The 20,922-nt window shown below is 72.3% G+C and carries 24 protein-coding genes and 2 pseudogenes; 19 read left to right on the top strand and 7 right to left on the bottom strand.

The genetic code is table 11. The features are described 5' to 3' along the window. From ACFY4A_RS30540 to truA, 3 genes are all read left to right on the top strand, one after another. The coding region (locus ACFY4A_RS30540; protein ID WP_308401769.1) for a DNA-directed RNA polymerase subunit alpha C-terminal domain-containing protein at nt 1-324 on the top strand (324 nt) is incomplete at its 5' end. Nucleotides 325-527: 203 nt separating this feature from the next. Continuing rightward, nucleotides 528-1,058 (top strand): 50S ribosomal protein L17, encoded by a 531-nt coding sequence (gene rplQ, locus ACFY4A_RS30545; protein ID WP_390832564.1) that lies wholly within the window; start codon nt 528-530, stop codon nt 1,056-1,058. Nucleotides 1,059-1,148: 90 nt separating this feature from the next. Next, entirely contained in the window at nt 1,149-2,003 is an 855-nt protein-coding gene (gene truA, locus ACFY4A_RS30550; RefSeq protein ID WP_390832565.1) for a tRNA pseudouridine(38-40) synthase TruA, read from the top strand. A gap of 60 nt (nt 2,004-2,063) precedes the next feature. Here the strand turns inward: truA and ACFY4A_RS30555 are convergent, their stop codons facing one another. Then, nucleotides 2,064-2,945: a hypothetical protein gene (locus tag ACFY4A_RS30555; protein WP_390832566.1), complete on the bottom strand. Its 882-nt coding sequence runs from the start codon at nt 2,943-2,945 to the stop codon at nt 2,064-2,066. A gap of 377 nt (nt 2,946-3,322) precedes the next feature. On the opposite strand from ACFY4A_RS30555, the gene rplM reads away from it, so the two are divergent. The 3 genes from rplM (at nt 3,323) to glmM (ending at nt 5,883) form a co-directional block, all read left to right on the top strand. Then, the gene (gene rplM, locus ACFY4A_RS30560; RefSeq protein WP_030173943.1) at nt 3,323-3,766 is read left to right on the top strand and encodes a 50S ribosomal protein L13; all 444 of its coding nucleotides are present in this window, start codon (nt 3,323-3,325) and stop codon (nt 3,764-3,766) included. Nucleotides 3,767-3,808: 42 nt separating this feature from the next. Continuing rightward, on the top strand, nt 3,809-4,321 hold the full coding sequence (gene rpsI / locus ACFY4A_RS30565; protein ID WP_351930989.1) for a 30S ribosomal protein S9: 513 nt from the start codon (nt 3,809-3,811) through the stop codon (nt 4,319-4,321). A gap of 203 nt (nt 4,322-4,524) precedes the next feature. Continuing rightward, complete coding sequence (glmM, locus tag ACFY4A_RS30570) at nt 4,525-5,883, top strand: phosphoglucosamine mutase (RefSeq protein WP_390832567.1); 1,359 nt, start codon at nt 4,525-4,527, stop codon at nt 5,881-5,883. 3 nt (nt 5,884-5,886) lie between these two features. Here glmM and ACFY4A_RS30575 read toward each other — a convergent pair whose 3' ends face one another. After that, entirely contained in the window at nt 5,887-6,840 is a 954-nt protein-coding gene (locus ACFY4A_RS30575) for a DUF389 domain-containing protein (RefSeq protein WP_390832568.1), read from the bottom strand. Nucleotides 6,841-7,068: 228 nt separating this feature from the next. Beyond that, the gene (coaA, locus tag ACFY4A_RS30580; RefSeq protein WP_390832637.1) at nt 7,069-8,037 is read right to left on the bottom strand and encodes a type I pantothenate kinase; all 969 of its coding nucleotides are present in this window, start codon (nt 8,035-8,037) and stop codon (nt 7,069-7,071) included. 216 nt (nt 8,038-8,253) lie between these two features. On the opposite strand from coaA, the gene ACFY4A_RS30585 reads away from it, so the two are divergent. Both ACFY4A_RS30585 and glmS read left to right on the top strand, forming a co-directional pair. Beyond that, complete coding sequence (locus ACFY4A_RS30585) at nt 8,254-9,042, top strand: hypothetical protein (RefSeq protein ID WP_390832569.1); 789 nt, start codon at nt 8,254-8,256, stop codon at nt 9,040-9,042. Between the two features lie 100 nt (nt 9,043-9,142). Further along, nucleotides 9,143-10,990 carry a glutamine--fructose-6-phosphate transaminase (isomerizing) gene (gene glmS, locus ACFY4A_RS30590; protein ID WP_390832570.1) on the top strand — a complete coding sequence of 616 codons (1,848 nt, stop codon included), beginning with the start codon at nt 9,143-9,145 and terminating at the stop codon, nt 10,988-10,990. On the opposite strand, the gene ACFY4A_RS30595 is transcribed toward glmS, so the two are convergent. The 3 genes and pseudogenes from ACFY4A_RS30595 to ACFY4A_RS30605 all read right to left on the bottom strand — a co-directional run. Further along, nucleotides 10,951-11,166: a DUF397 domain-containing protein gene (locus ACFY4A_RS30595; RefSeq protein WP_390832571.1), complete on the bottom strand. Its 216-nt coding sequence runs from the start codon at nt 11,164-11,166 to the stop codon at nt 10,951-10,953. The genes glmS and ACFY4A_RS30595 overlap by 40 nt on opposite strands. Nucleotides 11,167-11,174: 8 nt before the next feature. Next, a complete protein-coding gene (locus ACFY4A_RS30600; protein ID WP_390832638.1) occupies nt 11,175-11,375 on the bottom strand; it encodes a DUF397 domain-containing protein in 201 nt (66 codons plus the stop codon). Nucleotides 11,376-11,383: 8 nt separating this feature from the next. Next, nucleotides 11,384-11,896, bottom strand: a pseudogene (locus tag ACFY4A_RS30605) (DUF5753 domain-containing protein); the annotation flags it as partial. On the opposite strand from ACFY4A_RS30605, the pseudogene ACFY4A_RS30610 reads away from it, so the two are divergent. The 7 genes and pseudogenes from ACFY4A_RS30610 to ACFY4A_RS30640 form a co-directional block, all read left to right on the top strand. Further along, nucleotides 11,895-12,148, top strand: a pseudogene (locus tag ACFY4A_RS30610) (ATP-binding protein); the annotation flags it as partial. The pseudogenes ACFY4A_RS30605 and ACFY4A_RS30610 sit on opposite strands and share 2 nt — an antisense overlap. A gap of 30 nt (nt 12,149-12,178) precedes the next feature. Further along, nucleotides 12,179-12,550, top strand: a complete 372-nt coding sequence (locus tag ACFY4A_RS30615; RefSeq protein WP_390832572.1) for a holo-ACP synthase — start codon at nt 12,179-12,181, stop codon at nt 12,548-12,550. A 67-nt stretch (nt 12,551-12,617) separates the two neighbouring features. Then, nucleotides 12,618-14,054 carry an NAD(P)H-hydrate dehydratase gene (locus ACFY4A_RS30620; protein ID WP_390832573.1) on the top strand — a complete coding sequence of 479 codons (1,437 nt, stop codon included), beginning with the start codon at nt 12,618-12,620 and terminating at the stop codon, nt 14,052-14,054. A gap of 127 nt (nt 14,055-14,181) precedes the next feature. Further along, a complete protein-coding gene (alr, locus tag ACFY4A_RS30625; RefSeq protein WP_390832574.1) occupies nt 14,182-15,390 on the top strand; it encodes an alanine racemase in 1,209 nt (402 codons plus the stop codon). Nucleotides 15,391-15,511: 121 nt separating this feature from the next. Then, the gene (locus ACFY4A_RS30630; RefSeq protein WP_390832575.1) at nt 15,512-16,765 is read left to right on the top strand and encodes an alpha/beta fold hydrolase; all 1,254 of its coding nucleotides are present in this window, start codon (nt 15,512-15,514) and stop codon (nt 16,763-16,765) included. Next, nucleotides 16,734-17,252, top strand: coding sequence for a tRNA (adenosine(37)-N6)-threonylcarbamoyltransferase complex ATPase subunit type 1 TsaE (gene tsaE, locus ACFY4A_RS30635; RefSeq protein WP_390832576.1), 519 nt, complete (start codon nt 16,734-16,736; stop codon nt 17,250-17,252). Before ACFY4A_RS30630 ends, tsaE begins: the two co-directional genes overlap by 32 nt. A gap of 131 nt (nt 17,253-17,383) precedes the next feature. Next, nucleotides 17,384-17,581 carry a hypothetical protein gene (locus tag ACFY4A_RS30640; RefSeq protein ID WP_390832577.1) on the top strand — a complete coding sequence of 66 codons (198 nt, stop codon included), beginning with the start codon at nt 17,384-17,386 and terminating at the stop codon, nt 17,579-17,581. A gap of 79 nt (nt 17,582-17,660) precedes the next feature. On the opposite strand, the gene ACFY4A_RS30645 is transcribed toward ACFY4A_RS30640, so the two are convergent. Continuing rightward, a complete protein-coding gene (locus tag ACFY4A_RS30645; RefSeq protein ID WP_390832578.1) occupies nt 17,661-18,218 on the bottom strand; it encodes a hypothetical protein in 558 nt (185 codons plus the stop codon). A gap of 112 nt (nt 18,219-18,330) precedes the next feature. Between ACFY4A_RS30645 and tsaB the strand changes: the two genes are divergently transcribed. The 4 genes from tsaB to ACFY4A_RS30665 are packed head-to-tail and all read left to right on the top strand — an operon-like array spanning nt 18,331 to nt 20,873. Continuing rightward, on the top strand, nt 18,331-18,984 hold the full coding sequence (gene tsaB, locus ACFY4A_RS30650; protein WP_390832579.1) for a tRNA (adenosine(37)-N6)-threonylcarbamoyltransferase complex dimerization subunit type 1 TsaB: 654 nt from the start codon (nt 18,331-18,333) through the stop codon (nt 18,982-18,984). A gap of 44 nt (nt 18,985-19,028) precedes the next feature. After that, nucleotides 19,029-19,511 carry a ribosomal protein S18-alanine N-acetyltransferase gene (rimI, locus tag ACFY4A_RS30655; protein ID WP_390832639.1) on the top strand — a complete coding sequence of 161 codons (483 nt, stop codon included), beginning with the start codon at nt 19,029-19,031 and terminating at the stop codon, nt 19,509-19,511. Then, nucleotides 19,504-20,610, top strand: a complete 1,107-nt coding sequence (gene tsaD / locus ACFY4A_RS30660) for a tRNA (adenosine(37)-N6)-threonylcarbamoyltransferase complex transferase subunit TsaD (protein WP_390832580.1) — start codon at nt 19,504-19,506, stop codon at nt 20,608-20,610. Before rimI ends, tsaD begins: the two co-directional genes overlap by 8 nt. After that, the gene (locus ACFY4A_RS30665; protein WP_390832581.1) at nt 20,607-20,873 is read left to right on the top strand and encodes a hypothetical protein; all 267 of its coding nucleotides are present in this window, start codon (nt 20,607-20,609) and stop codon (nt 20,871-20,873) included. The genes tsaD and ACFY4A_RS30665 overlap by 4 nt, the downstream gene beginning before the upstream one ends. The last annotated feature ends 49 nt before the right edge of the window (nt 20,874-20,922 follow it).

The raw sequence follows: 20,922 nt of genomic DNA on the forward strand, positions 1-20,922 counted from the left end.
ATGGGCCCGTCCCCCACGGACGCCGCCCTGGCCGCCGACCTGGCGCTGCCGATCGAGGAGCTGGAGCTCACGGTCCGCTCCTACAACTGCCTCAAGCGCGAGGGCATCCACTCGGTGGGTGAGCTCGTGGCCCGCTCCGAGGCCGACCTGCTGGACATCCGCAACTTCGGTGCGAAGTCCATCGACGAGGTCAAGGCGAAGCTGGCCGGCATGGGCCTGGCCCTGAAGGACAGCCCGCCCGGATTCGACCCGACCGCCGCGGCGGACGCGTTCGGCGCCGACGACGACGCGGACGCCGGGTTCGTCGAGACCGAGCAGTACTGAGCGCTCCGCGGGGAGGCCGTACTGTGTCTGCGGGCCGGTTGTGGCTGGTCGCGCCCGCGCGGCGGGGCCGCATGATGTAGCGGCCCCGCGCCCCTTCCAGATGCCCCTCCGGGGGCGTCTGGATCTCCGACGGGCAAACCCGCCCGCTCGGATACTGACCCCGGTACCTGATACGGCCGGGGCAGACGACTAGGAGAAGAACCATGCCGAAGCCCGCCAAGGGTGCCCGTCTGGGCGGCAGCGCCGCGCACGAGAAGCTGCTCCTCGCGAACCTCGCGAAGTCGCTGTTCGAGCACGGCCGCATCACCACCACCGAGGCGAAGGCCCGCCGCCTGCGCCCGTACGCCGAGCGTCTGATCACCAAGGCGAAGAAGGGCGACCTTCACAACCGCCGTCAGGTGCTCCAGGTCATCACGGACAAGGGCATCGTCCACACGCTCTTCACCGAGATCGGCCCGCGTTACGAGAACCGTCCGGGTGGCTACACCCGCATCACCAAGATCGGCAACCGCCGTGGCGACAACGCTCCCATGGCCGTGATCGAGCTGGTCGAGGCGCTGACGGTGCAGCAGAAGGCCGTGGGTGAGGCCGAGGCCGCCACCAAGCGTGCGGTCAAGGAGGCCGAGGAGGCCAAGGTCGAGGAGACCAAGGCGGACGAGGCTCCGGCCGAGGCCACCGAGGCTCCCGCCGAGCCCGCTGCGGAAGCGGCTGGTGACAGCGAGAAGGACGCCTGAGGCCCTGCCCGACGTCGCAAGCGGGTCCGCCCCTGGGGCGGGCCCGCTTCCGCTTTTCCTCCGGGGGATCCGCCCTGAGAGGATCTGCACGTGAGTGACGAAGTACAGCCCGGTCATGTCCGTGTCCGTCTCGACCTGTCCTACGACGGCACCGCCTTCCACGGCTGGGCCAAGCAGGCCGGCGGCAGGCGGACCGTGCAGGGGGAGATCGAGGACGCGCTGCGCACGGTCACGCGGTCCGGGGAGACGTACGAGCTGACCGTGGCCGGACGGACCGACGCCGGGGTGCACGCGCGGGGCCAGGTTGCGCACGTCGACCTGCCCGAGCGCGTCTGGCGCGAGCACCACGAGAAGCTGCTCAAGCGGCTCGCCGGGCGGCTGCCCAGGGATGTGCGGGTGTGGGCGCTGCGGCCCGCGCCCCGCGGCTTCAACGCCCGGTTCTCGGCCGTCTGGCGCCGCTACGCCTACCGCGTCACCGACAACCCCGGCGGTGTCGACCCGCTGCTGCGGGGCCACGTCCTGTGGCACGACTGGCCCCTCGACGTCGACGCCATGAACGAGGCCGCGCGGCGGCTGCTGGGCGAGCACGACTTCGCCGCCTACTGCAAGAAGCGCGAGGGCGCGACCACCATCCGCACGCTCCAGGAGCTGAGCCTCGAACGCGGCGGCGACGGCGTCATCACGGCCACTGTCCGGGCCGACGCGTTCTGCCACAACATGGTGCGCTCGCTCATCGGGGCGCTGCTGTTCGTCGGTGACGGCCACCGTCCGCCGGACTGGCCGGGGAAGGTGCTGGCCGCGAGGGTGCGGGACTCCGCCGTGCACGTCGTGCGGCCCCACGGGCTGACCCTGGAGGAGGTCGGCTACCCGGCCGACGAGCTGCTGGCCGCGCGCAGCCGGGAGGCGCGCAACAAGCGGTCCCTGCCGGCGGCCGGCTGCTGCTGAGCGGCCGTCCGCCGGTCCCCCCGTGTGTCGCCCGACGCCGCGCGGGCGACGGGCGGCCGGTTACTGGTTGGCCGCTGCCGACGCCTGGGTCTCGCCGCGCCGGCGGATCTGCTGGAAGGAGAACTGGGCGAGGTCGTCGCCGGCCCGGAAGGCCGCGGTGTCCTTGTTCGTCACGCTCGTGCCGTTGGTGAAGCCGGTGAGGGTGAAGTAGGCGTAGCGGCCGTAGGAGTTGGTCGTGGAGCGGCAGACGGCGCCGTTGCAGAAGGCCTTGACGCCGCTGCCGGACAGCGGCTTGATGATGCTCTTCCTGTCCGCCTCGCTCTTCGCCTCGAGCGCCTGCGCCTCGGTGTCGAAGACGGCGATGCCGACCGTGACCGCGACGCCGCCCTGGCTGTAGGTCACCCGGAGCAGGCGGGTGCAGTCGTTGTCCGTGAGTGCCTTGACGAGCGTGCCCTGGGCGGCCGTGGCGCAGCTCTTGCTGTCGTCCGTGGGGCCCTTCTTGTACACGGTCTCGCCCATGGTCAGCTGGGTGCCCGGGAAGAGCGTGTCCGTGCCGAGCGGGGCCGTGTCCTTCTTCGCGCTGGATATGAAGTCCTTCGGATCCAGCGGAGGCGGGGCGGTGGTCGGGGCGAACGACGGCGCCGTGGCGGACTCGCTCGGCAGGGCGGCGGTGCCGGGCAGCTGGGTGGCGGGCCGGCCCGACGCGTCGTTGTCGCCGTTCGCCGACACCACGGCCATGGCGACGGCCGCGCCGATCCCGACGGTGGCCAGCACGCCACCGCCGACGAACAGCAGCCGGCGCCTTCTGTTCCGCTGCTCCGAGGCCTCGGCGAGCGCGGCCCAGTCCGGGGTCCGGCCGCCGTCCCCGCTGTTCCAGGACTGCTCAGAATTCGGTTTCCAGGGATCCCACTGGGACTGCGAGCCCCCCTGCCCATAACTCATGGGGCGCATCTTAGACGGGGTCCGAGGGCCCTCCGCCCGCCTGCGGCCGGTCCTCCCGGGGCCTTGGGCGCGCGCCGGTACAAAGCGGCGTGCCGCCGGCCGATACCAGCCGTCGAGCGGCCGGGAACGCGGGGCGGGAACCGCCGGGACCCGCGGTCGCACACCGTTTTGACCGGGCCAGGGCGCCGCGGGTATCCTGCATCTTCGTTGTGTATTGGCTTGCTCATTCTCACGGGACGGGCCCTTACACCGGTCCACCGGGCCGATGACCAGCGACCAGCACGCGGTTTGCGTCACCGCGGTGCGGTCAGGGCTGTCGTGATCGTCTTCGGTGACCTTGTCAGGACCACTCACTGAAGAAGCGAAGGCTACGAACCGTGCGTACGTACAGCCCCAAGCCCGGCGACATCACGCGCCAGTGGCACGTCATTGACGCCCAGGACGTCGTCCTGGGCCGCCTGGCGTCCACCGCCGCCACCCTCCTGCGGGGCAAGCACAAGCCGATCTACGCGCCGCACGTCGACGCTGGTGACTTCGTCATCATCATCAACGCCGACAAGGTGCACCTCTCCGGCAACAAGCGGACCCAGAAGATGGCGTACCGCCACTCCGGCTACCCGGGTGGTCTGCGCTCCGTCCGTTACGACGAGCTGCTCGACAAGAACCCGGAGAAGGCCATCGAGAAGGCCGTCAAGGGCATGCTCCCCAAGAACTCCCTGGGCCGTCAGATGCTCTCGAAGCTGAAGGTCTACAAGGGTGACCAGCACCCGCACGGCGCCCAGCAGCCGGTGCCGTTCGAGATCACCCAGGTCGCGCAGTAAGTCCGGCCACCCCCTAAGACTGAAGAGAATCTGAGGAGAATCGTGGCCGAGACCACTGCCGAGCAGCCGCTCGAAGAGCTTGACATCGACAGCTACACCACCGAGTCCGAGGTCCCCGTCGAGGGCGAGTACACCTCGGAGTCGCTGGCCTCCCGCTTCGGCGAGCCGCAGCCGGCCGCCGGCCTGGGCCGCCGCAAGAACGCCATCGCCCGTGTCCGGATCGTCCCGGGCACCGGCAAGTGGAAGATCAACGGTCGCACCCTCGAGGACTACTTCCCGAACAAGGTGCACCAGCAGGAAGTCAACGAGCCCTTCAAGGTGCTCGAGCTCGAGGGCCGTTACGACGTCGTCGCCCGCATCGCCGGTGGTGGCGTCTCCGGTCAGGCCGGCGCCCTCCGCCTCGGTGTCGCCCGCGCCCTGAACGAGGCCGACGTCGACAACAACCGCGGCGCGCTGAAGAAGGCCGGCTTCCTGCGTCGTGACGACCGTGCGGTCGAGCGCAAGAAGGCCGGTCTGAAGAAGGCCCGCAAGGCCCCGCAATACAGCAAGCGCTAATCACAGCGGCGCCCCTGCACGTACTCCGAACGCCCCGGCGGCACGCCAATGTGCCTCCGGGGCGTTCGTTTATCGCAAAGCTTCGGCGTATAACGGCACAAGGTGCTCAACGGCTGATGTGATCGAATGCCCGGAGCGTCGAATGCCATGGACCGGCCCATGGACCGGCCCCTTCTTGAACTGACGCTTCCTCAGGAGGACAAGTGGGACGACTCTTCGGCACGGACGGCGTCCGTGGTGTCGCCAACGCGGACCTGACCGCCGAGCTGGCGCTCGGCCTCTCGGTCGCCGCGGCGCACGTACTGGCCGAGGCGGGGACCTTCGAGGGCCACCGGCCGACGGCGGTGGTCGGGCGGGATCCGCGCGCGTCCGGGGAGTTCCTGGAGGCGGCCGTGGTCGCGGGCCTGGCGAGCGCGGGCGTGGACGTCCTGCGGGTCGGCGTGCTGCCGACGCCGGCGGTGGCGTATCTGACCGGGGCGCTCGGCGCCGACCTCGGCGTGATGCTGTCGGCCAGCCACAACGCCATGCCGGACAACGGCGTCAAGTTCTTCGCCCGGGGCGGTCACAAGCTCGCCGACGAGCTGGAGGACCGGATCGAGGCCGTCTACGAGGAGCACCGCACCGGCGCGCCCTGGAACCGCCCGACGGGCGCCGGCGTGGGCCGTGTCCGCGACTACGGCGAGGGCTTCGACCGGTACGTCGCCCACCTCGTCGGCGTGCTGCCGAACCGGCTCGACGGCCTGAAGATCGTGCTCGACGAGGCGCACGGCGCCGCGTCCGGGGTCTCGCCGGAGGCGTTCCGGCGGGCCGGGGCCGAGGTCGTCACCATCGGCGCCGACCCGGACGGCCTCAACATCAACGACGGTTGCGGCTCCACCCACCTCGGCCCGCTCAAGGCCGCCGTCGCCGAGCACGGTGCCGACCTGGGCATCGCGCACGACGGCGACGCCGACCGCTGCCTGGCCGTGGACCACACCGGCGAGGAGGTCGACGGCGACCAGATCCTGTCCGTGCTCGCGCTGGCGATGCGGGAGCGTTCCGCACTGCGCTCCGACACCGTCGTCGCGACCGTGATGTCGAACCTGGGCTTCAAGCTGGCCATGGAGCGCGAGGGCATCCAGCTCGTGCAGACCGCCGTCGGCGACCGTTACGTCCTGGAGGAGATGAAGGACAAGGGCTACGCCCTCGGTGGCGAGCAGTCCGGCCACGTCATCATCCTGGACCACGCCACCACCGGCGACGGCACGCTCACCGGCCTGATGCTGGCCGCCCGGGTCGCGGGGACCGGCCGTACGCTGCGGGACCTGGCGTCCGTGATGGAGCGCCTGCCGCAGGTCCTCATCAACGTCCCCGACGTGGACAAGACCCGGGTGAAGACCTCCGCCGACCTGGCCGCCGCGGTCGCCGAGGCGGAGCGGGAACTGGGCGGGACCGGCCGGGTGCTGCTGCGCCCGTCGGGCACCGAGCCGCTGGTCCGCGTGATGGTCGAGGCCGCGGACATCGAGCAGGCCCGCTCGGTGGCGGGCCGCCTGGCGGATTCGGTGAAGTCGGCGCTCGGCTAGACCCTAGGGCAGGCCCTGGCCGGCCTTGGACATCCGCTCGCGCTGCCTCGCCCAGAACCACTTCTGGGCGAGCAGGGTGAGCGTGCCGGCCAGGACGATGCCGAACATGTTCAGCAGAAGCTGGATCGTCGAGCCCACGGTCTGGGCGGTGTCGCCGTAGGCGAGCGCGACGGCCGCGTTGGCGGCGGCCGGGACGGTGGTCACGGAGATGGCCACGCCGATCAGGGCGCCGGACTTGGCCGACGTCAGCGAGAGCGTGCCGGCGGCTCCGGCGAGGACCGCCACGACGAAGGAGAACGCGTCGGGGGCGTAGACGAAGGCGGTGTTGGGCCGGGCGCCCTCCAGCTTCGCCTTGCTGAACAGCCCGACGACGTCCATGAACAGCGTGAAGCCGGCCGTGACCGCCATCGCCAGCGCGAAGCCGGCCAGCAGGGCGATCAGCGAGCGCCAGGCCAGCCGCGGGGCCCGCTGCACCAGCGCCGTGCCGATGCCCGCGAGCGGCCCGAACTCCGGTCCCACGGCCATCGCGCCGACGATCAGGACGGCGTTGTCGAGCACCACGCCACAGGCGGCGATCATGGTGGCCAGCGTGATGAACGCGAGGTAGGTGACCGACAGCGTCGACTCCTCGTGCGTCGCCTCCGTCAGTTCCTCCCACAGCACCGCGTCCGCGCCCTCGCCCGGTGCCGCCTTCTCCGCCCGCTCGGCCTGGGTGGAGAGCGTCAGGTCGGGGCTCTCGACGGAGACGGAGCCGTTCCGTTCGATCCCCAACTTCCGTAGACCGTCGAGGAGTTCGTCGCCGGCTTCGCGTGCGACGTCGCACATGACCACGTCACCGGCCGGGTTGCGGGCGGCGGAGGGCAGCACGACGAGGTGCGCGGTGCCGACCGTCGTCTCGATCAGACGCACCACGTCGTCGGTCTGTTCGGACGGTGTGATCAGGCGCAGATGCAGCATGGCGGCAGCGTAGACGTCACCTGCTCTCTTGCGAGGGGGCCCGGCGTTCACGCCGGGTACAGCTGTCCCGCCACGACCGGATGATGGCCCGCCGTACGCCGAAGAAAGGGCAGGCCGAGCTCGTCCGGGCAGGTCTGGACCCGGCTGGTGTCGAGGGCGCAAGACCTCCCGGAGCGCTGCTCCAGGCGGCGGCCTGAGCCAGTAATCCCCTCCTAGGGAGGGGAGCAGTCAAAGCTTGCGCAGGCTCAGCCGCTGCACCTTGTGGTCGGGGCCCTTGCGCAGCACGAGCGTCGCACGGCCCCGGGTGGGGGCGATGTTCTCCACCAGGTTCGGCTTGTTGATCGTCCGCCACATCGTGCGGGCGTAGTCGAGGGCCTCCTCCTCGGACACCTGGGTGTACCTGCGGAAGTACGAGGACGGGTCCTGGAAGGCCGTCGTGCGCAGCTTGCCGAACCGGTCCAGATACCACCGCTCGATGTCCTCGGCGCGCGCGTCGACGTACACGCTGAAGTCGAAGTAGTCGGCGAGCCCGACCCTGGTGCGGCCGTCCGTGCCGGGCAGGGCGGGCTGGAGGACGTTCAGGCCCTCGACGATCAGGATGTCGGGGCGCCGGACGGTGAGCTTCTCGCCGGGGACGATGTCGTAGATGAGGTGGGAGTAGACGGGAGCGGTCACCTCGTCCTTGCCGGCCTTGATGTCGGCGACGAACCGGGTCAGGGCCCGCCGGTCGTACGACTCCGGGAACCCTTTGCGCGACATCAGCCCCCGCGCCTCCAACTCCCGTGTCGGCAGCAGGAACCCGTCGGTGGTGACCAGCTCGACCCGCGGATGCTCGGGCCAGCGGGACAGCAGTGCCTGGAGCAGCCGGGCTACGGTCGACTTGCCCACGGCGACCGAGCCGGCCACCCCGATCACGAAGGGCGTGCCCGACTGGGACCCCTGCTCGCCGAGGAACGTGTTCAGCGCGCCGCGCAGCCCGTCCGTGGCGCCGACGTAGAGATTGAGCAGCCGGGACAGCGGAAGGTAGATGTCCCGCACCTCGTCCAGGTCGATCACGTCGCCGAGACCGCGCAGTCGCTCGACCTCCGCGGCGGAGAGCGGCAAGGGCGTCTTGTCACGCAACGCGCTCCACTCGGCGCGGGTGAGGTCGACGTAGGGAGTCGCCTCCGGCCGGGACCGGTGGGCGCTCCGGGGCATCGAGGAGACCGGAGAGATCACATTCCATTGTTAACGGAGTTTGAACAGCGCGCAGGGTGGGGTGTGTCACGTGGGCGGGGACGGGGAGAGCGCACCGGCGTCACGGTTGGGTACCGGGCGGTCAGTTCATGATCATCTTCAGGTCGCGGTGCGTAGGGTGCGCGGTAACTCGCCGCGGAGACCGTCCGCCGGTCCGAAGAGAAAGAGTGCCCTTCCGTGAGTTCCCCCGTGGTCCGCCGTACCGCGCTCGCCGCGTCCACCGCCGCTCTGGTCCTGCTCGCCACCGCCTGCGGCGGTTCCTCCGGCAGCGGAGACGAGAAGGCCGGTGACGGCAAGACCGCGCAGGCCGACAAGACCGCCTCCGCCGCACCGGCCAAGGCGCTCGGCGCCGCCGAGCTGGAGAAGGCCGCGCTCACCCAGGCGGACGTCAGGAGCGGCAAGGTCACCACCAAGCTGCCGGCGACGGACGACGTCGCGCAGGACAAGGTGAAGACCGGCGACGCCGCCTGCACGCCGCTCGCGCTCCTCCAGTCCGGCAGCTACGTGGGCACGCCCGCTGCCACCGTGAAGCGGTCGTGGCTGGGCGACGCGAAGAAGCCCACGGCGGGCGCCGACCCCCAGGTCGTCCTGCTGGCCGGGCTCGACCGGGCGAAGGTCGTCGCGACCCTCGCCTCCTACGACGGCGGCGGCGCCGAGCAGGCGATGAAGGACCTTCGGACGGCCGCCGAGAAGTGCGCCGACGGGTACTCCTACACCGCGGCCGGCACCAGGACCGGGATCGACAAGGTGGCCGTGACCCAGGCGCCCGGGGGCGCCGACGAGGCGTTCGCCGTGACGCAGACCATGAACGCCGAAGACGTCAAGGCGCCGGTGAAGGCCGTTGTCGTCCGCAAGGGCGCCACCCTGGCCTACTTCCCCGCCGTCAACCTCGCTTCGGCCGCCACGGGCAAGGACTTCGACTTCCCCACGGAGCTCGTCGACGCTCAGCTCGCCAAGTTGAAGTGATCCGGACACCCGCCGGGGCCCTTCCTACCCCGGTGGGAATTTCCGATTTCGGGCACGAAGTAGCCACTTTCGGTGGGGGCGGGCCCGTAGGCTGCCGCCCATGTGCGGAATCGTGGGATATGTGGGGTCGCAGTCGGCGCTCGAAGTCGTGATGGCCGGGCTGAAGCGGCTGGAGTACCGGGGTTACGACTCGGCCGGTGTCGCCGTGCTCGCGGACGGCGGGCTGGCGGCGGCGAAGCGGGCCGGAAAGCTGGTCAACCTGGAGAAGGAACTCGCGGACCGGCCGCTGCCGACCGGCTCCACGGGCATCGGGCACACCCGGTGGGCCACCCACGGCGGTCCCACCGACGCCAACGCCCACCCGCACCTCGACAACTCCGGGCGGGTCGCCGTCGTCCACAACGGCATCATCGAGAACTTCGCCGCGCTGCGGGCCGAGTTGACCGAGCGCGGGCACGAACTGTACTCCGAGACCGACACCGAGGTCGTGGCGCACCTGCTCGCCGAGGAGTTCTCGGCGAGCGCCGATCTGGCGGAGGCCATGCGGCTGGTGTGCCGGCGCCTGGAGGGCGCGTTCACGCTGGTCGCCGTGCACGCCGACGAGCCGGACGTGGTCGTGGGCGCCCGCCGCAACTCCCCGCTGGTCGTGGGCATCGGCGAGGGCGAGGCCTTCCTCGCCTCCGACGTCGCCGCGTTCATCGCCCATACCCGCTCCGCGATCGAGCTGGGCCAGGACCAGGTCGTGGAGCTGCGCCGGGACGGGGTGACGGTCACCGGGTTCGACGGGCAGCCCGCCGACGTCCGCTCCTACGACGTCGACTGGGACGCGGCGGCCGCCGAGAAGGACGGCTACGACTACTTCATGCTCAAGGAGATCGCCGAGCAGCCCAAGGCGGTCGCCGACACGCTGCTGGGCCGTATCGACGCGGCCGGCTCGCTGACGCTGGACGAGGTCCGCATCTCCGCATCCGAGCTGCGCGAGATGGACAAGGTCGTCATCGTCGCCTGCGGTACGGCCTTCCACGCGGGCCTGATCGCCAAGTACGCCATCGAGCACTGGACGCGGATTCCCTGCGAGGTGGAACTCGCCAGCGAGTTCCGCTACCGGGACCCGATCCTGGACGCCCAGACCCTCGTCATCGCCATCTCTCAGTCCGGCGAGACGATGGACACGCTCATGGCGCTCCGGCACGCCCGCGAGCAGGGCTCCAAGGTGCTGGCCATCTGCAACACCAATGGCTCCACCATCCCGCGCGAGTCGGACGCGGTCCTCTACACCCACGCGGGCCCGGAGGTCGCGGTCGCCTCGACGAAGGCGTTCCTGACCCAGCTGGTGGCCTGCTACCTGGTGGCGCTGTACCTGGGCCAGGTCCGCGGCACCAAGTGGGGCGACGAGATCCAGGTGGTGATCCGCGACCTGTCGCAGATCGGCGGCGCGGTCGAGCGGGTCCTGGAGACGATGGAGCCGGTACGGGCGTTGGCGCGCTCGCTCGCGGACAAGAACACGGTGCTGTTCCTCGGCCGGCACGTGGGCTATCCGGTCGCCCTCGAAGGCGCCCTGAAGCTCAAGGAGTTGGCGTACATGCACGCCGAGGGCTTCGCGGCGGGCGAGCTGAAGCACGGGCCGATCGCGCTGATCGACGAGGACCTGCCGGTGGTCGTGGTGGTGCCGTCCCCGCAGGGCCGGTCCCTCCTCCACGACAAGATCGTCTCCAACATCCAGGAGATCCGCGCGCGGGGTGCCCGTACGATCGTGATCGCGGAGGAGGGCGACGAGGCGGTCGTCCCGTACGCCGACCACCTGATCCGCATCCCGGCCACCCCGACCCTCCTCCAGCCGCTGGTCGCCACGGTGCCACTGCAGGTCTTCGCCTGCGAACTCGCGACCGCGCGGGGCAACGAGGTGGATCAGCCGCGGAACCTGGCGAAGTCCGTCACGGTGGAGTGACACTTCAGGGCTTCGAGGAAGCCGGTGAAGGCCTCGGCCGGGAGCACGACGGTGCCCCTGGCCGGGGCCTTCGAGTCTCGGATGGCTATGTGGGTGGGGGAGTTGGCGATCTCGACGCAGTCGTCGCCGTCGCCGGGGCCGGAGTAGGACCACTTCCGCCAGTCGGGGGTGGACATGAGGTGCCTCAGTTTTCCGGGGTGTCGGTGCTCTTCAGGGCTTTGAGGAAGGCGGTGAAGGCTCCGGTCGGGAAGGAGAGGGTGGCCCTGGTGGGGGCTTTGGAGTCGCGGATGGCTGTGTGGGTGGGGGAGTTGGCGATCTCGACACAGTTGTTGCCCTCGCCGCCGCCGGAGTAGGACGACTTTCGCCAGTTGACCGGGGTGGTCACGATGAGCCTCACAGTTCCTTGGCCAGCCTGTGAATGAAGTCACGCGATCGGTCGGGGTCGAGTGATACCTCCTCCACTTTACGGAAGAGCGTTCGAAAGACACCGAGTTGTGCCTCGGAGTCGATGAAAGCCGTGCCGTGGGGTGCGTCGCGAACGGCTGTGTCCAGCTTGGGCACGTCGCCGCCTGCGAGCAACATGTTGCTCCAGGCACCCGCGAAGCCGTCCAGGTCGAAGGGGACGACGCGCACGCTCACGTGGCCTGCTTCGGACAGTTCCAGAACGCGGCCGAGTTGAGTCCGTGCGGCAGCGCGGTCACCGACTCTGATCCGCAACGCCGCCTCATGGATCACTGCTTTGTACGGGACGGGAGTCGTCCCCTCGATGACGACCTTGCGGTCCATACGGTGCCGGACCCGCAGCGCCACTTCGTCCTCGGGTAGTGCCGGTACCTGGTAGGAGAAAGCGGCGCGGGCATAGTCCTCCGTCTGAAGGAGGCCAGGGATGTAGAGGAACTCCACGTCAGCCCCCGTACGGCACACCAAGGGGCCCGCCGCGCTCCGGCTGCGGTGGGCCGCGGGTGTGTTGCGGATCGGGGCATGGGACGCCGACCCCGCGCCCCCGAGCCGCCCGTACCCCTGGAACGCGTGGGCGACGGGGAGGAGGGGCGCGGGCTGGCGCTGGTGCGGGCCTGTTCCGACCTGTGGGGATGGCAGCCCCTGGTCAGGGAGGGCAACCGCGGCAAGGTCGTCTGGTGCGAACTGGCCGCCGCCTGACCCGGGACCGCGCGCCGTAGGGTGCTCCGCATGAGCATCATCGGGGTCGGTATCGACGTGGCCGAGATCGACCGGTTCGCGGCGTCGCTGGAGCGGACGCCCGGACTGGCCGGGCGGCTGTTCGTGGAGAGCGAGTTGCTGCTGCCCAGTGGGGGACGCCGGGGCATGGCGTCGCTGGCCGCCCGGTTCGCCGCCAAGGAGGCGCTCGCCAAGGCGCTCGGCGCGCCGGCCGGACTGCTGTGGACCGACGCGGAGGTGTACGTCGAGGACTCCGGCCGGCCGAGGCTGCGGGTGACCGGCACGATCGCCGCCAAGGCCGCGGAACTGGGCGTCCGCTCCTGGCACGTGTCCCTGAGCCACGACGCGGGAGTGGCCTCGGCCGTGGTGATCGCGGAGGGCTGACGCCCCGCGCCACCGCCCCGCCGGGTCCGCGTGCGGGACCGGACGCATCCGGGGCAGACTCGACCGCATGCGTACCGCGTACAGCGTAGAGACGGTCAGGACAGCCGAGCGCGCGCTCATGGCGAGGCTCCCCGACGGCGCCCTCATGCAGCGGGCCGCCGCCGGACTCGCCGCCGCGAGCGCGGACTTGCTCGGGCGGGTGTACGGACGCCGGGTGGTGCTGCTGGTCGGCAGCGGGGACAACGGGGGCGACACGCTGTACGCCGGGGCCCGGCTGGCCCGGCGCGGCGCCGGGGTGACCGCCGTGCTGCTCGCGCCCGACCGCACCCATCCCGGAGGCCTCGCCGCGCTGCGCAGGGCGGGCGGGAGCGTGGCCCGGGCCGGTGCCGCCGAGGAGGCGATCGACCGGGCCGACCTCGTCGTCGACGGCATCGTCGGCATCGGCGGCAAGGGCGGCCTGCGCGCCGACGCCGCGCCGCTGGCCGAGCGCGCGGCGCGTTCCGGGGCGGCCGTCGTCGCCGTGGACCTGCCGAGCGGGGTGGAGGCGGACTCCGGCCAGGTGCTGGGCGCCGCCGTGCGCGCCGACCTGACCGTCACCTTCGGCACCCACAAACCGGGGCTGCTCGTCGACCCCGCCCGCGAGTACGCCGGCACGGTCCGCCTCGTCGACATCGGCCTGGGCCCCGAGCTGCCCGCCGAACCCGAACTGGAGGCGCTCCAGCACGCCGACCTGGCCGCGCTGCTTCCGCGGCCGGCCGCCGAGAGCGACAAGTACCGGCGGGGTGTCGTCGGCGTCGCGGCGGGCTCGGCCCGCTACCCGGGCGCGGCCGTGCTCGCCGTGTCGGGCGCGCTGCGCGGCGGGGCGGGCGCGGTGCGGTACGTCGGTCCTGCCGGGCGCGCCGTCATCGCCCGCTTCCCGGAGACGCTCGTGTCCGACCAGGGGCCGCACAAGGCGGGCCGCGTGCAGGCGTGGGTGGTGGGCCCGGGCGCCGGGGACGACGCGGCCACCGTCGCCGAGGTGCTGGAGACCGACGTACCCGTACTGATCGACGCGGACGGGCTGCGCCTCGCCGAACGCGACGCCGTACGCGCCCGTACCGCCCCGACCCTGATGACTCCGCACGCCGGGGAGGCCGCCGCCCTGCTCGGTGTGGCCCGCGAGCAGGTCGAGGGCGCGCGGCTGGCCTCCGTACGCGAACTCGCCGCCCGCTACCGGGCGACGGTCCTCCTCAAGGGCTCCACCACACTCGTCGCCGACCCGGACGGGGCTCCCGTGCGGGTCAACCCGACGGGCACGCCCTGGCTCGCCACCGCCGGCAGCGGTGACGTGCTGTCAGGCCTCGCCGGTTCACTGCTGGCCGCCGGTCTCTCCGCCCGCGACGCGGGCAGTGCGGCGGCCTATCTGCACGGACTGGCCGGCCGGCTCGCCGCGCACGGCGCGCCGATCGGTGCCCACGACGTCGCGGAGGCCATCCCGCTGGCCTGGCGGGACGTGCGGGACTGAGCCGCGGACCGCGCGGCGGACGGGGCGCGGCGGCGGACAGGAGCGCCGGCCGGCGGCACACGGTGGCGTCCGTCACCGACCCGCTTCTCGAAAGGCCGTCCGGTGCCTCTGAGACACTGGGGGCGCGATGAACGACACAGCACACCCACGGACGGCGCCGCTGCGTGCCCGTGCCGAGATCGATCTGGCCGCCGTACGGGCCAACGTGCGGGCCCTGCGCGGCCGCGTGCCCGGCGCCGCCGTCATGGCCGTGGTCAAGTCCGACGCCTACGGCCACGGCGCGGTCCCGTGCGCCCGTGCGGCCGTCGAAGCCGGGGCGACCTGGCTGGGCACCGCCACGCCGGAGGAGGCCTTCGCCCTGCGCGCGGCCGGCCTGTCGCCCGCACAGGTGCGGATCATGTGCTGGCTGTGGACGCCGGGCGGGCCCTGGCGGGAGGCGATCGAGGCCGACCTCGACATGTCCGTGAGCGACATGTGGGCCCTGGCGGAGGTCCGGGAGGCCGCCCGGCAGGCCGGCCGTCCCGCGCGCGTGCAGCTGAAGGCCGACACCGGACTCGGCCGCAACGGCTGCCAGCCCGCCGACTGGCCCGAACTCGTCGCCGAGGCGCTGCGCGCCGAGGCCGAGGGGCTGGTCCGGGTCACCGGGCTGTGGTCCCACTTCGCGTGCGCCGACGAGCCGGGCCACCCCTCCATCGCCGCGCAGCTCGGCGTCTTCCGCGAGGTGATCGCCCACGCCGAACAGCGCGGGCTGCGCCCGGAGGTGCGGCACATCGCCAACTCGCCCGCCGCGCTCACCCTCCCCGAGACCCACTTCGACCTCGTCCGCGCCGGGATCGCCGTCTACGGCGTCTCGCCCAGCGCCGAGCTCGGCACCCCGGCCGACTTCGGGCTGCGCCCCGCCATGACCCTGTCCGCCTCGCTGGCCCTGGTGAAGCACGTGCCGGGGGGCCACGGCATCAGCTACGGGCACCACTACGTCACCCCCGGCGAGACCACCCTCGGCCTGGTGCCCGTCGGCTACGCGGACGGCATCCCGCGCCACGCATCCGGCACCGGGCCGGTCCTGGTCGGCGGCAAGTGGCGTACGGTCGCGGGACGGGTCGCCATGGACCAGTTCGTGGTCGACCTGGGCGGGGACGAGCCCGAGATCGGCGCCGAGGCCGTGCTCTTCGGCCCCGGCGACCGCGGCGAACCCACCGCCGAGGACTGGGCGCAGGCCGCCGGCACCATCGCCTACGAGATCGTCACGCGCATCGGAACGCGCGTTCCCCGCGTCTATGTCAACGAGAAGCCGGACGGGGCAGAAGGCGGGGAGCGGGCCGCGCACGACGGGTGACCCGCGCGGACACCCGGCCGCGGCACGGCACCCCGAGCGGGGCGGCGGCACCCTCCGCACCCACCGGGACCGGTGCCGGCCACTGAAGCGAACAGCAGTACGGCAAAAAGAGGAGCGGTACGTGAGCGAGAGCAGTGCGGGGGGCGTCGCGAGGGCCGCCACGGCGGCCGTCGCCTCTGCCGCCGAAGCGGCCGGCGGCTGGCGCCGGGCGACCGGCATCGCCGGCGCCGCGATAGGCGTGGTGGCGGCGGGCGCCGCCGCCGGGGTCGCCATCGAGCGGATGACCGTCGGCCGCGGCATGCGCCGCAAGGCCCGGCTCGCCCTGGACTCGGTGGGCCCCTACGGAGCCCTGCGCGGCACGCCGGGGAAGGCCCTGGCCGACGACGGCACCGAGCTCTACTACGAGGTCGACGACATCGACCCCGACTCCACCGCGAACCTCGGCCCGCGCCGCCGGCGGCTCTTCGGCCGCAAGGCCCCCGCCCCCGTCACCGTCGTCTTCAGCCACGGTTACTGCCTCAGCCAGGACTCCTGGCACTTCCAGCGCGCCGCACTGCGCGGTGTCATACGCACCGTGCACTGGGACCAGCGCAGCCACGGCCGGTCCGCGCGGGGCCTGTCCCAGACCCGCGACGGCGTGGAACTGACCATCGACCAGCTAGGCCGCGATCTGAAGGCCGTCATCGACGCCGCCGCGCCCGAGGGGCCCATCGTGCTGGTCGGGCACTCCATGGGCGGCATGACGATGATGGCGCTGGCCGCCCAGTACCCCGAGCTGATCCGCGAACGGGTCGTCGCCGCCGCCTTCGTCGGCACCTCCTCCGGGCGGCTCGGCGAGGTCAACTTCGGACTGCCGGTGGCCGGCGTCAACGCGGTGCGCCGGGTGCTCCCCGGCGTGCTCAAGGCGCTCGGGCAGCGCGCCGAGCTGGTGGAGAAGGGGCGGCGGGCCACCGCGGACCTGTTCACCGGCATCATCAAGCGGTACTCGTTCGCCGGCCGGGACATCGACCCGGTGGTCGCCCGGTTCGCCGAGCGGATGATCGAGAGCACGCCGATCGACGTGGTCGCCGAGTTCTACCCGGCCTTCACCGACCACGACAAGACCGAGGCGCTCGCCCTCTTCGCGGACATGCCGGTGCTGGTCCTGGCCGGGGTACAGGACCTGGTGACGCCCAGCGAGCACAGCGAGGCCATCGCCGACCTGCTCCCCGAGGCGGAGCTGGTGCTGGTCCCGGACGCCGGGCACCTGGTGATCCTGGAGCATCCGGAGGTCGTCACGGACCGCCTCGCCGACCTGCTCGCCCGCGCGGGCGCGGTCCCGGCAGGCACTACCGTTGATGGCTATGGAAGCACCAGCAGCACGGCACACCCGTGACCCCGGGTCCGTAGAGATCACCGTCAACGCCCCCGAGCAGATGCGCGAGCTGGGCCGCCGTCTGGCGAAGCTGCTGCGCGCGGGCGACCTCGTGATGCTCAGCGGGGAGCTCGGCGCGGGCAAGACCACGCTGACCCGCGGTCTCGGCGAGGGGCTCGGCGTGCGCGGCGCCGTCACCTCGCCGACCTTCGTGATCGCCCGTGTGCACCCGCCCCTGGGCGATGGTCCGCCGCTCGTCCACGTCGACGCCTATCGCCTGTCCGGCGGGCTCGACGAGATGGAGGACCTCGACCTCGACGTGTCGCTGCCGGACTCGGTGGTCGTCGTGGAGTGGGGCGAGGGCAAGGTCGAGGAGCTGACCGACGAGCGGCTCCAGGTCTTGATCCACCGGGCCGTCGGAGACACCACGGACGAGGTGCGGCACGTGACGGTGACGGGGGTCGGTGACCGGTGGGACGCCGTCGACCTGGGCGTTCTGACCGCCTGAGCGCCGCCCTGACTTTCCGACAGGACGTCGGCAAGTGCTTGCGCCGGGTGCTCCGGGCATGGTCACATGGTGGTCAGCCCGTGGTTAGGCGTGCCTAACCACGTCCGCCCCCCGGCCCCCAGGAGGCGTCCATGTCGGCCATGGAGAGCAACGAGCAGCAGCGGCGGCGACACCAGTCGAAACCGAAGCCGCGGCCGTACACGGTGGGCGGTGTGTCCATGCGCGACCTGCTGGCCTCCTGCGCCGCCGCCGACGCGGTCTCCCGGCCCCCGCGCGCCCCGGAGCCGGCGGACCCCCGCACGGCGGAGGAGACGCGTGAAGCGGCGTAGCCCTGTCGGATGACTTCCGGACGACGCCCTCCGGTGAAGGACCTGATCCGGCGAGGGTGCGCTCCGGTGGTCGGCCGCTCTAGCGGATGACGACGACCTTCTGGCCGATCGTCGCGAACATCCACATTGCCTCGCCGTCCGCCCTGGACTCACGGATGCCGCCGGTCCTGATCGCCCGGTCGGGCGTCGACCAGGAGCCGTCCACCGCCGCGCTGAAGCCGATGACCACCTCGTCCGTGCTGGTGAAACGCACGACGTGCTCGACGGGGACGCCGTCGGTCCCGGTGATCGCCTTCGAACGGGACGCGACCGCGTAGGTCCCCGGCGCCGGGTCGACGTTGCCGGGGCTGACCTTGAAGGTGTTCTGGACCGTCCCGTCCGCGCCGACCAGCCACACCCGGTTGTCGTCCAGCGAGTACACGACCCGCTCGCCGGTTCCGGAGCCGCCGGGCAGGGCGGTCGGGTGCCGTTTGTCCCGGGGCGCCTTGCCGGCGCCCGCCACGTGCGTCGCGGCCGGGCCGGGCCGGCCGCCCAGGCTCCGCGGAACGCTCGCCTGCGCCTGGTAGGCGAGGAAGCCGACCGTGACGACGGCCGCGGCGGTGATCCCGGCCACGAACCCCGAGCTGCTCCGTGCCACGGTCGTCCACCTCCGCATCGGTCGTGCGAGCTGCCTCGCGGCGACCGTAGCAGCCGGAATCCGCCCGACCGGGGCGGCCGTGCCGGAGGCGCGGGAGCCGTAGGCTGTTTGCGTGCTCTTGCTCGCTCTGGATACCGCCACCCCCGCCGTCACCGTCGCCCTGCACGACGGTACGGCCGTCATCGCCTCCTCCAGCCAGGTGGACGCGCGCCGGCACGGAGAGCTCCTGCTGCCGGCCGTCGACCGGGTGCTCGCCGAGGCCGGGCTCAAGCTGGACGCCGTCACGGGCGTCGTCGCCGGCGTCGGGCCCGGCCCGTACACCGGCCTGCGCGTCGGCCTGATGACCGCCGACACCCTCGGGCTCGCCCTCGGCGTGCCCGTGTACGGCGTGTGCACGCTCGACGGCCTCGCCTACGCGGCCGACCTTCCCGGCCCCTTCGTCGTGGCGACCGACGCCCGCCGCAAGGAGGTCTACTGGGCCCGGTACGCCGACTCGCGCACCCGGGTCACCGACCCGGCCGTGGACCGGCCGGCCGACATCGCCGACCAGGTCAGGGGCCTGCCCGCGGTCGGCGCGGGCGCGCTGCTGTACCCCCAGACCTTCCCGCAGGCGCACGAGCCCGAGCACGTGTCGGCCGCCGCCCTCGCCTCGCTGGCCGCCGAGAGGCTGGCCGCCGGGGAGGAGCTGCCCGCGCCCCGGCCGCTGTACCTGCGCCGGCCGGACGCCCAGGTGCCCAAGAACTACAAGGTGGTCACCCCGAAGTGACGGGACAGACGACGACCGGGCCCGCCCGGTGCGTACTGCGCGAGATGCGCTGGTGGGACATCGACCCGGTGCTGGAACTGGAGAAGGACCTGTTCCCGGAGGACGCCTGGTCCAGGGGCATGTTCTGGTCCGAGCTGGCGCACTCCAGGGGCCCGGGGGCGACCCGGCGCTATGTGGTGGCCGAGGACAGCGGCCGGATCGTCGGGTACGCCGGGCTGATCGCCTCCGGTGGGCAGGGCGACGTGCAGACCATCGCCGTCGCCCGCGACCACTGGAGCACGGGGCTCGGCGCCCGGCTGCTGACCGAACTGCTGCGGGCCGCGACCGCCTTCGAGTGCGCCGAGGTGATGCTCGAGTGCCGCGTGGACAACGTCCGCGCGCAGAAGCTCTACGAGCGTTTCGGCTTCGAGCCCATCGGTTTCCGGCGCGGCTACTACCAGCCGGGGAACGTGGACGCCGTGGTGATGCGCCTGTCCGACCCGGCAACCTCCGTCAACGGTGTACAAGGAACCGAGATCCATGACTGACTTGAGGGACGAGCCGCTCGTCCTCGGCATCGAGACCTCCTGCGACGAGACCGGCGTCGGCATCGTCCGCGGCACCACCCTGCTGGCCGACGCGGTCGCCTCCAGCGTCGACGAGCACGCCCGGTTCGGCGGGGTCGTCCCGGAGGTGGCGTCCCGGGCCCACCTGGAGGCGATGGTGCCGACCATCGAGCGCGCGCTGCAGGAGGCGGGGGTCAGCGCGAGGGACCTGGACGGCATCGCGGTCACCGCGGGACCAGGCCTGGCCGGCGCCCTGCTCGTCGGCGTCTCGGCGGCCAAGGCGTACGCCTACGCCCTGGGCAAGCCGCTGTACGGCGTCAACCACCTCGCCTCGCACATCTGCGTGGACCAGCTGGAGCACGGCCCGCTGCCGGAGCCCACGATGGCGCTGCTGGTGTCCGGCGGGCACTCCTCGCTCCTGCTGTCCACGGACATCACCGCGGACGTGCGGCCCATGGGCGCGACGATCGACGACGCGGCGGGCGAGGCCTTCGACAAGATCGCGCGCGTGCTGGACCTGGGCTTCCCGGGCGGACCGGTCATCGACCGGTACGCGAAGGAGGGCGACCCGGGGGCGATCGCCTTCCCGCGTGGGCTGACGGGTCCGCGCGACCCCGCCTACGACTTCTCCTTCTCCGGCCTGAAGACGGCGGTGGCCCGCTGGATCGAGGCCAAGCGGGCGGCCGGGGAGGAGGTGCCGGTGCGTGACGTGGCCGCGTCCTTCCAGGAGGCCGTGGTCGACGTGCTGACCCGCAAGGCCGTACGGGCCTGCAAGGACGCGGGCGTGGACCACCTGATGATCGGCGGCGGCGTGGCCGCGAACTCGCGGCTGCGGGCCCTGGCGCAGGAGCGGTGCGAGGCGGCCGGGATCCGGCTGCGCGTGCCCCGGCCCAAGCTGTGCACTGACAACGGCGCGATGGTGGCGGCGCTGGGCGCGGAGATGGTCAGCCGGGGCAGGGCGGCCTCCGGCTGGGACCTGTCGGCGGACTCGTCCCTGCCGGTGACCGATCCGCATGTGCCGGGCACCGGGCACGCCCATGACCATGTGCACGAGGTCAGCAAGGAGAACCTGTACTCGTGACGGTGGCGCTGATGTGGGAGGCCCGGGCGGTTGCGGGCCGGGGGGAGGAACTGCTCGCCTGGGTCCGGCGGCAGGAGCTCGCCCGGCGGCCCCTGCGCCGGGAGACCTTCCGGGCCCCGCAGGACCGGGTGCTGGTCGTCACCTGGTGGGACGCGGAGTTCACCGCCGAGCTGCCGGAACTTCCCGATCCCGCAGGGGAGTTGGTCACGCGGGCCGTGCACCGGTGGCGGTTCGAGTCGGTCGGCGGGGGCCAGGACGCCTGATTGGCCTGCGGCCCTCCCGGTCGGCTATGATCATCGCACGCAAGCGGCC

This window comes from Streptomyces sp. NPDC001292 (assembly GCF_042896465.1).
Classification (GTDB): domain Bacteria; phylum Actinomycetota; class Actinomycetes; order Streptomycetales; family Streptomycetaceae; genus Streptomyces.

Excerpts from the sequence above, each read along its gene's own strand:
- rplQ (WP_390832564.1), top strand. The coding sequence starts at position 528 with ATGCCGAAGCCCGCCAAGGGTGCCCGTCTGGGCGGCAGCGCCGCGCAC.
- ACFY4A_RS30555 (WP_390832566.1), bottom strand. The coding sequence starts at position 2,945 with ATGAGTTATGGGCAGGGGGGCTCGCAGTCCCAGTGGGATCCCTGGAAA.
- ACFY4A_RS30575 (WP_390832568.1), bottom strand. The coding sequence starts at position 6,840 with ATGCTGCATCTGCGCCTGATCACACCGTCCGAACAGACCGACGACGTG.
- coaA (WP_390832637.1), bottom strand. The coding sequence starts at position 8,037 with ATGCCCCGGAGCGCCCACCGGTCCCGGCCGGAGGCGACTCCCTACGTC.
- glmS (WP_390832570.1), top strand. The coding sequence starts at position 9,143 with ATGTGCGGAATCGTGGGATATGTGGGGTCGCAGTCGGCGCTCGAAGTC.
- ACFY4A_RS30595 (WP_390832571.1), bottom strand. The coding sequence starts at position 11,166 with ATGTCCACCCCCGACTGGCGGAAGTGGTCCTACTCCGGCCCCGGCGAC.
- ACFY4A_RS30615 (WP_390832572.1), top strand. The coding sequence starts at position 12,179 with ATGAGCATCATCGGGGTCGGTATCGACGTGGCCGAGATCGACCGGTTC.
- ACFY4A_RS30620 (WP_390832573.1), top strand. The coding sequence starts at position 12,618 with ATGCGTACCGCGTACAGCGTAGAGACGGTCAGGACAGCCGAGCGCGCG.
- alr (WP_390832574.1), top strand. The coding sequence starts at position 14,182 with ATGAACGACACAGCACACCCACGGACGGCGCCGCTGCGTGCCCGTGCC.
- tsaE (WP_390832576.1), top strand. The coding sequence starts at position 16,734 with ATGGAAGCACCAGCAGCACGGCACACCCGTGACCCCGGGTCCGTAGAG.
- ACFY4A_RS30640 (WP_390832577.1), top strand. The coding sequence starts at position 17,384 with ATGTCGGCCATGGAGAGCAACGAGCAGCAGCGGCGGCGACACCAGTCG.
- rimI (WP_390832639.1), top strand. The coding sequence starts at position 19,029 with ATGCGCTGGTGGGACATCGACCCGGTGCTGGAACTGGAGAAGGACCTG.
- tsaD (WP_390832580.1), top strand. The coding sequence starts at position 19,504 with ATGACTGACTTGAGGGACGAGCCGCTCGTCCTCGGCATCGAGACCTCC.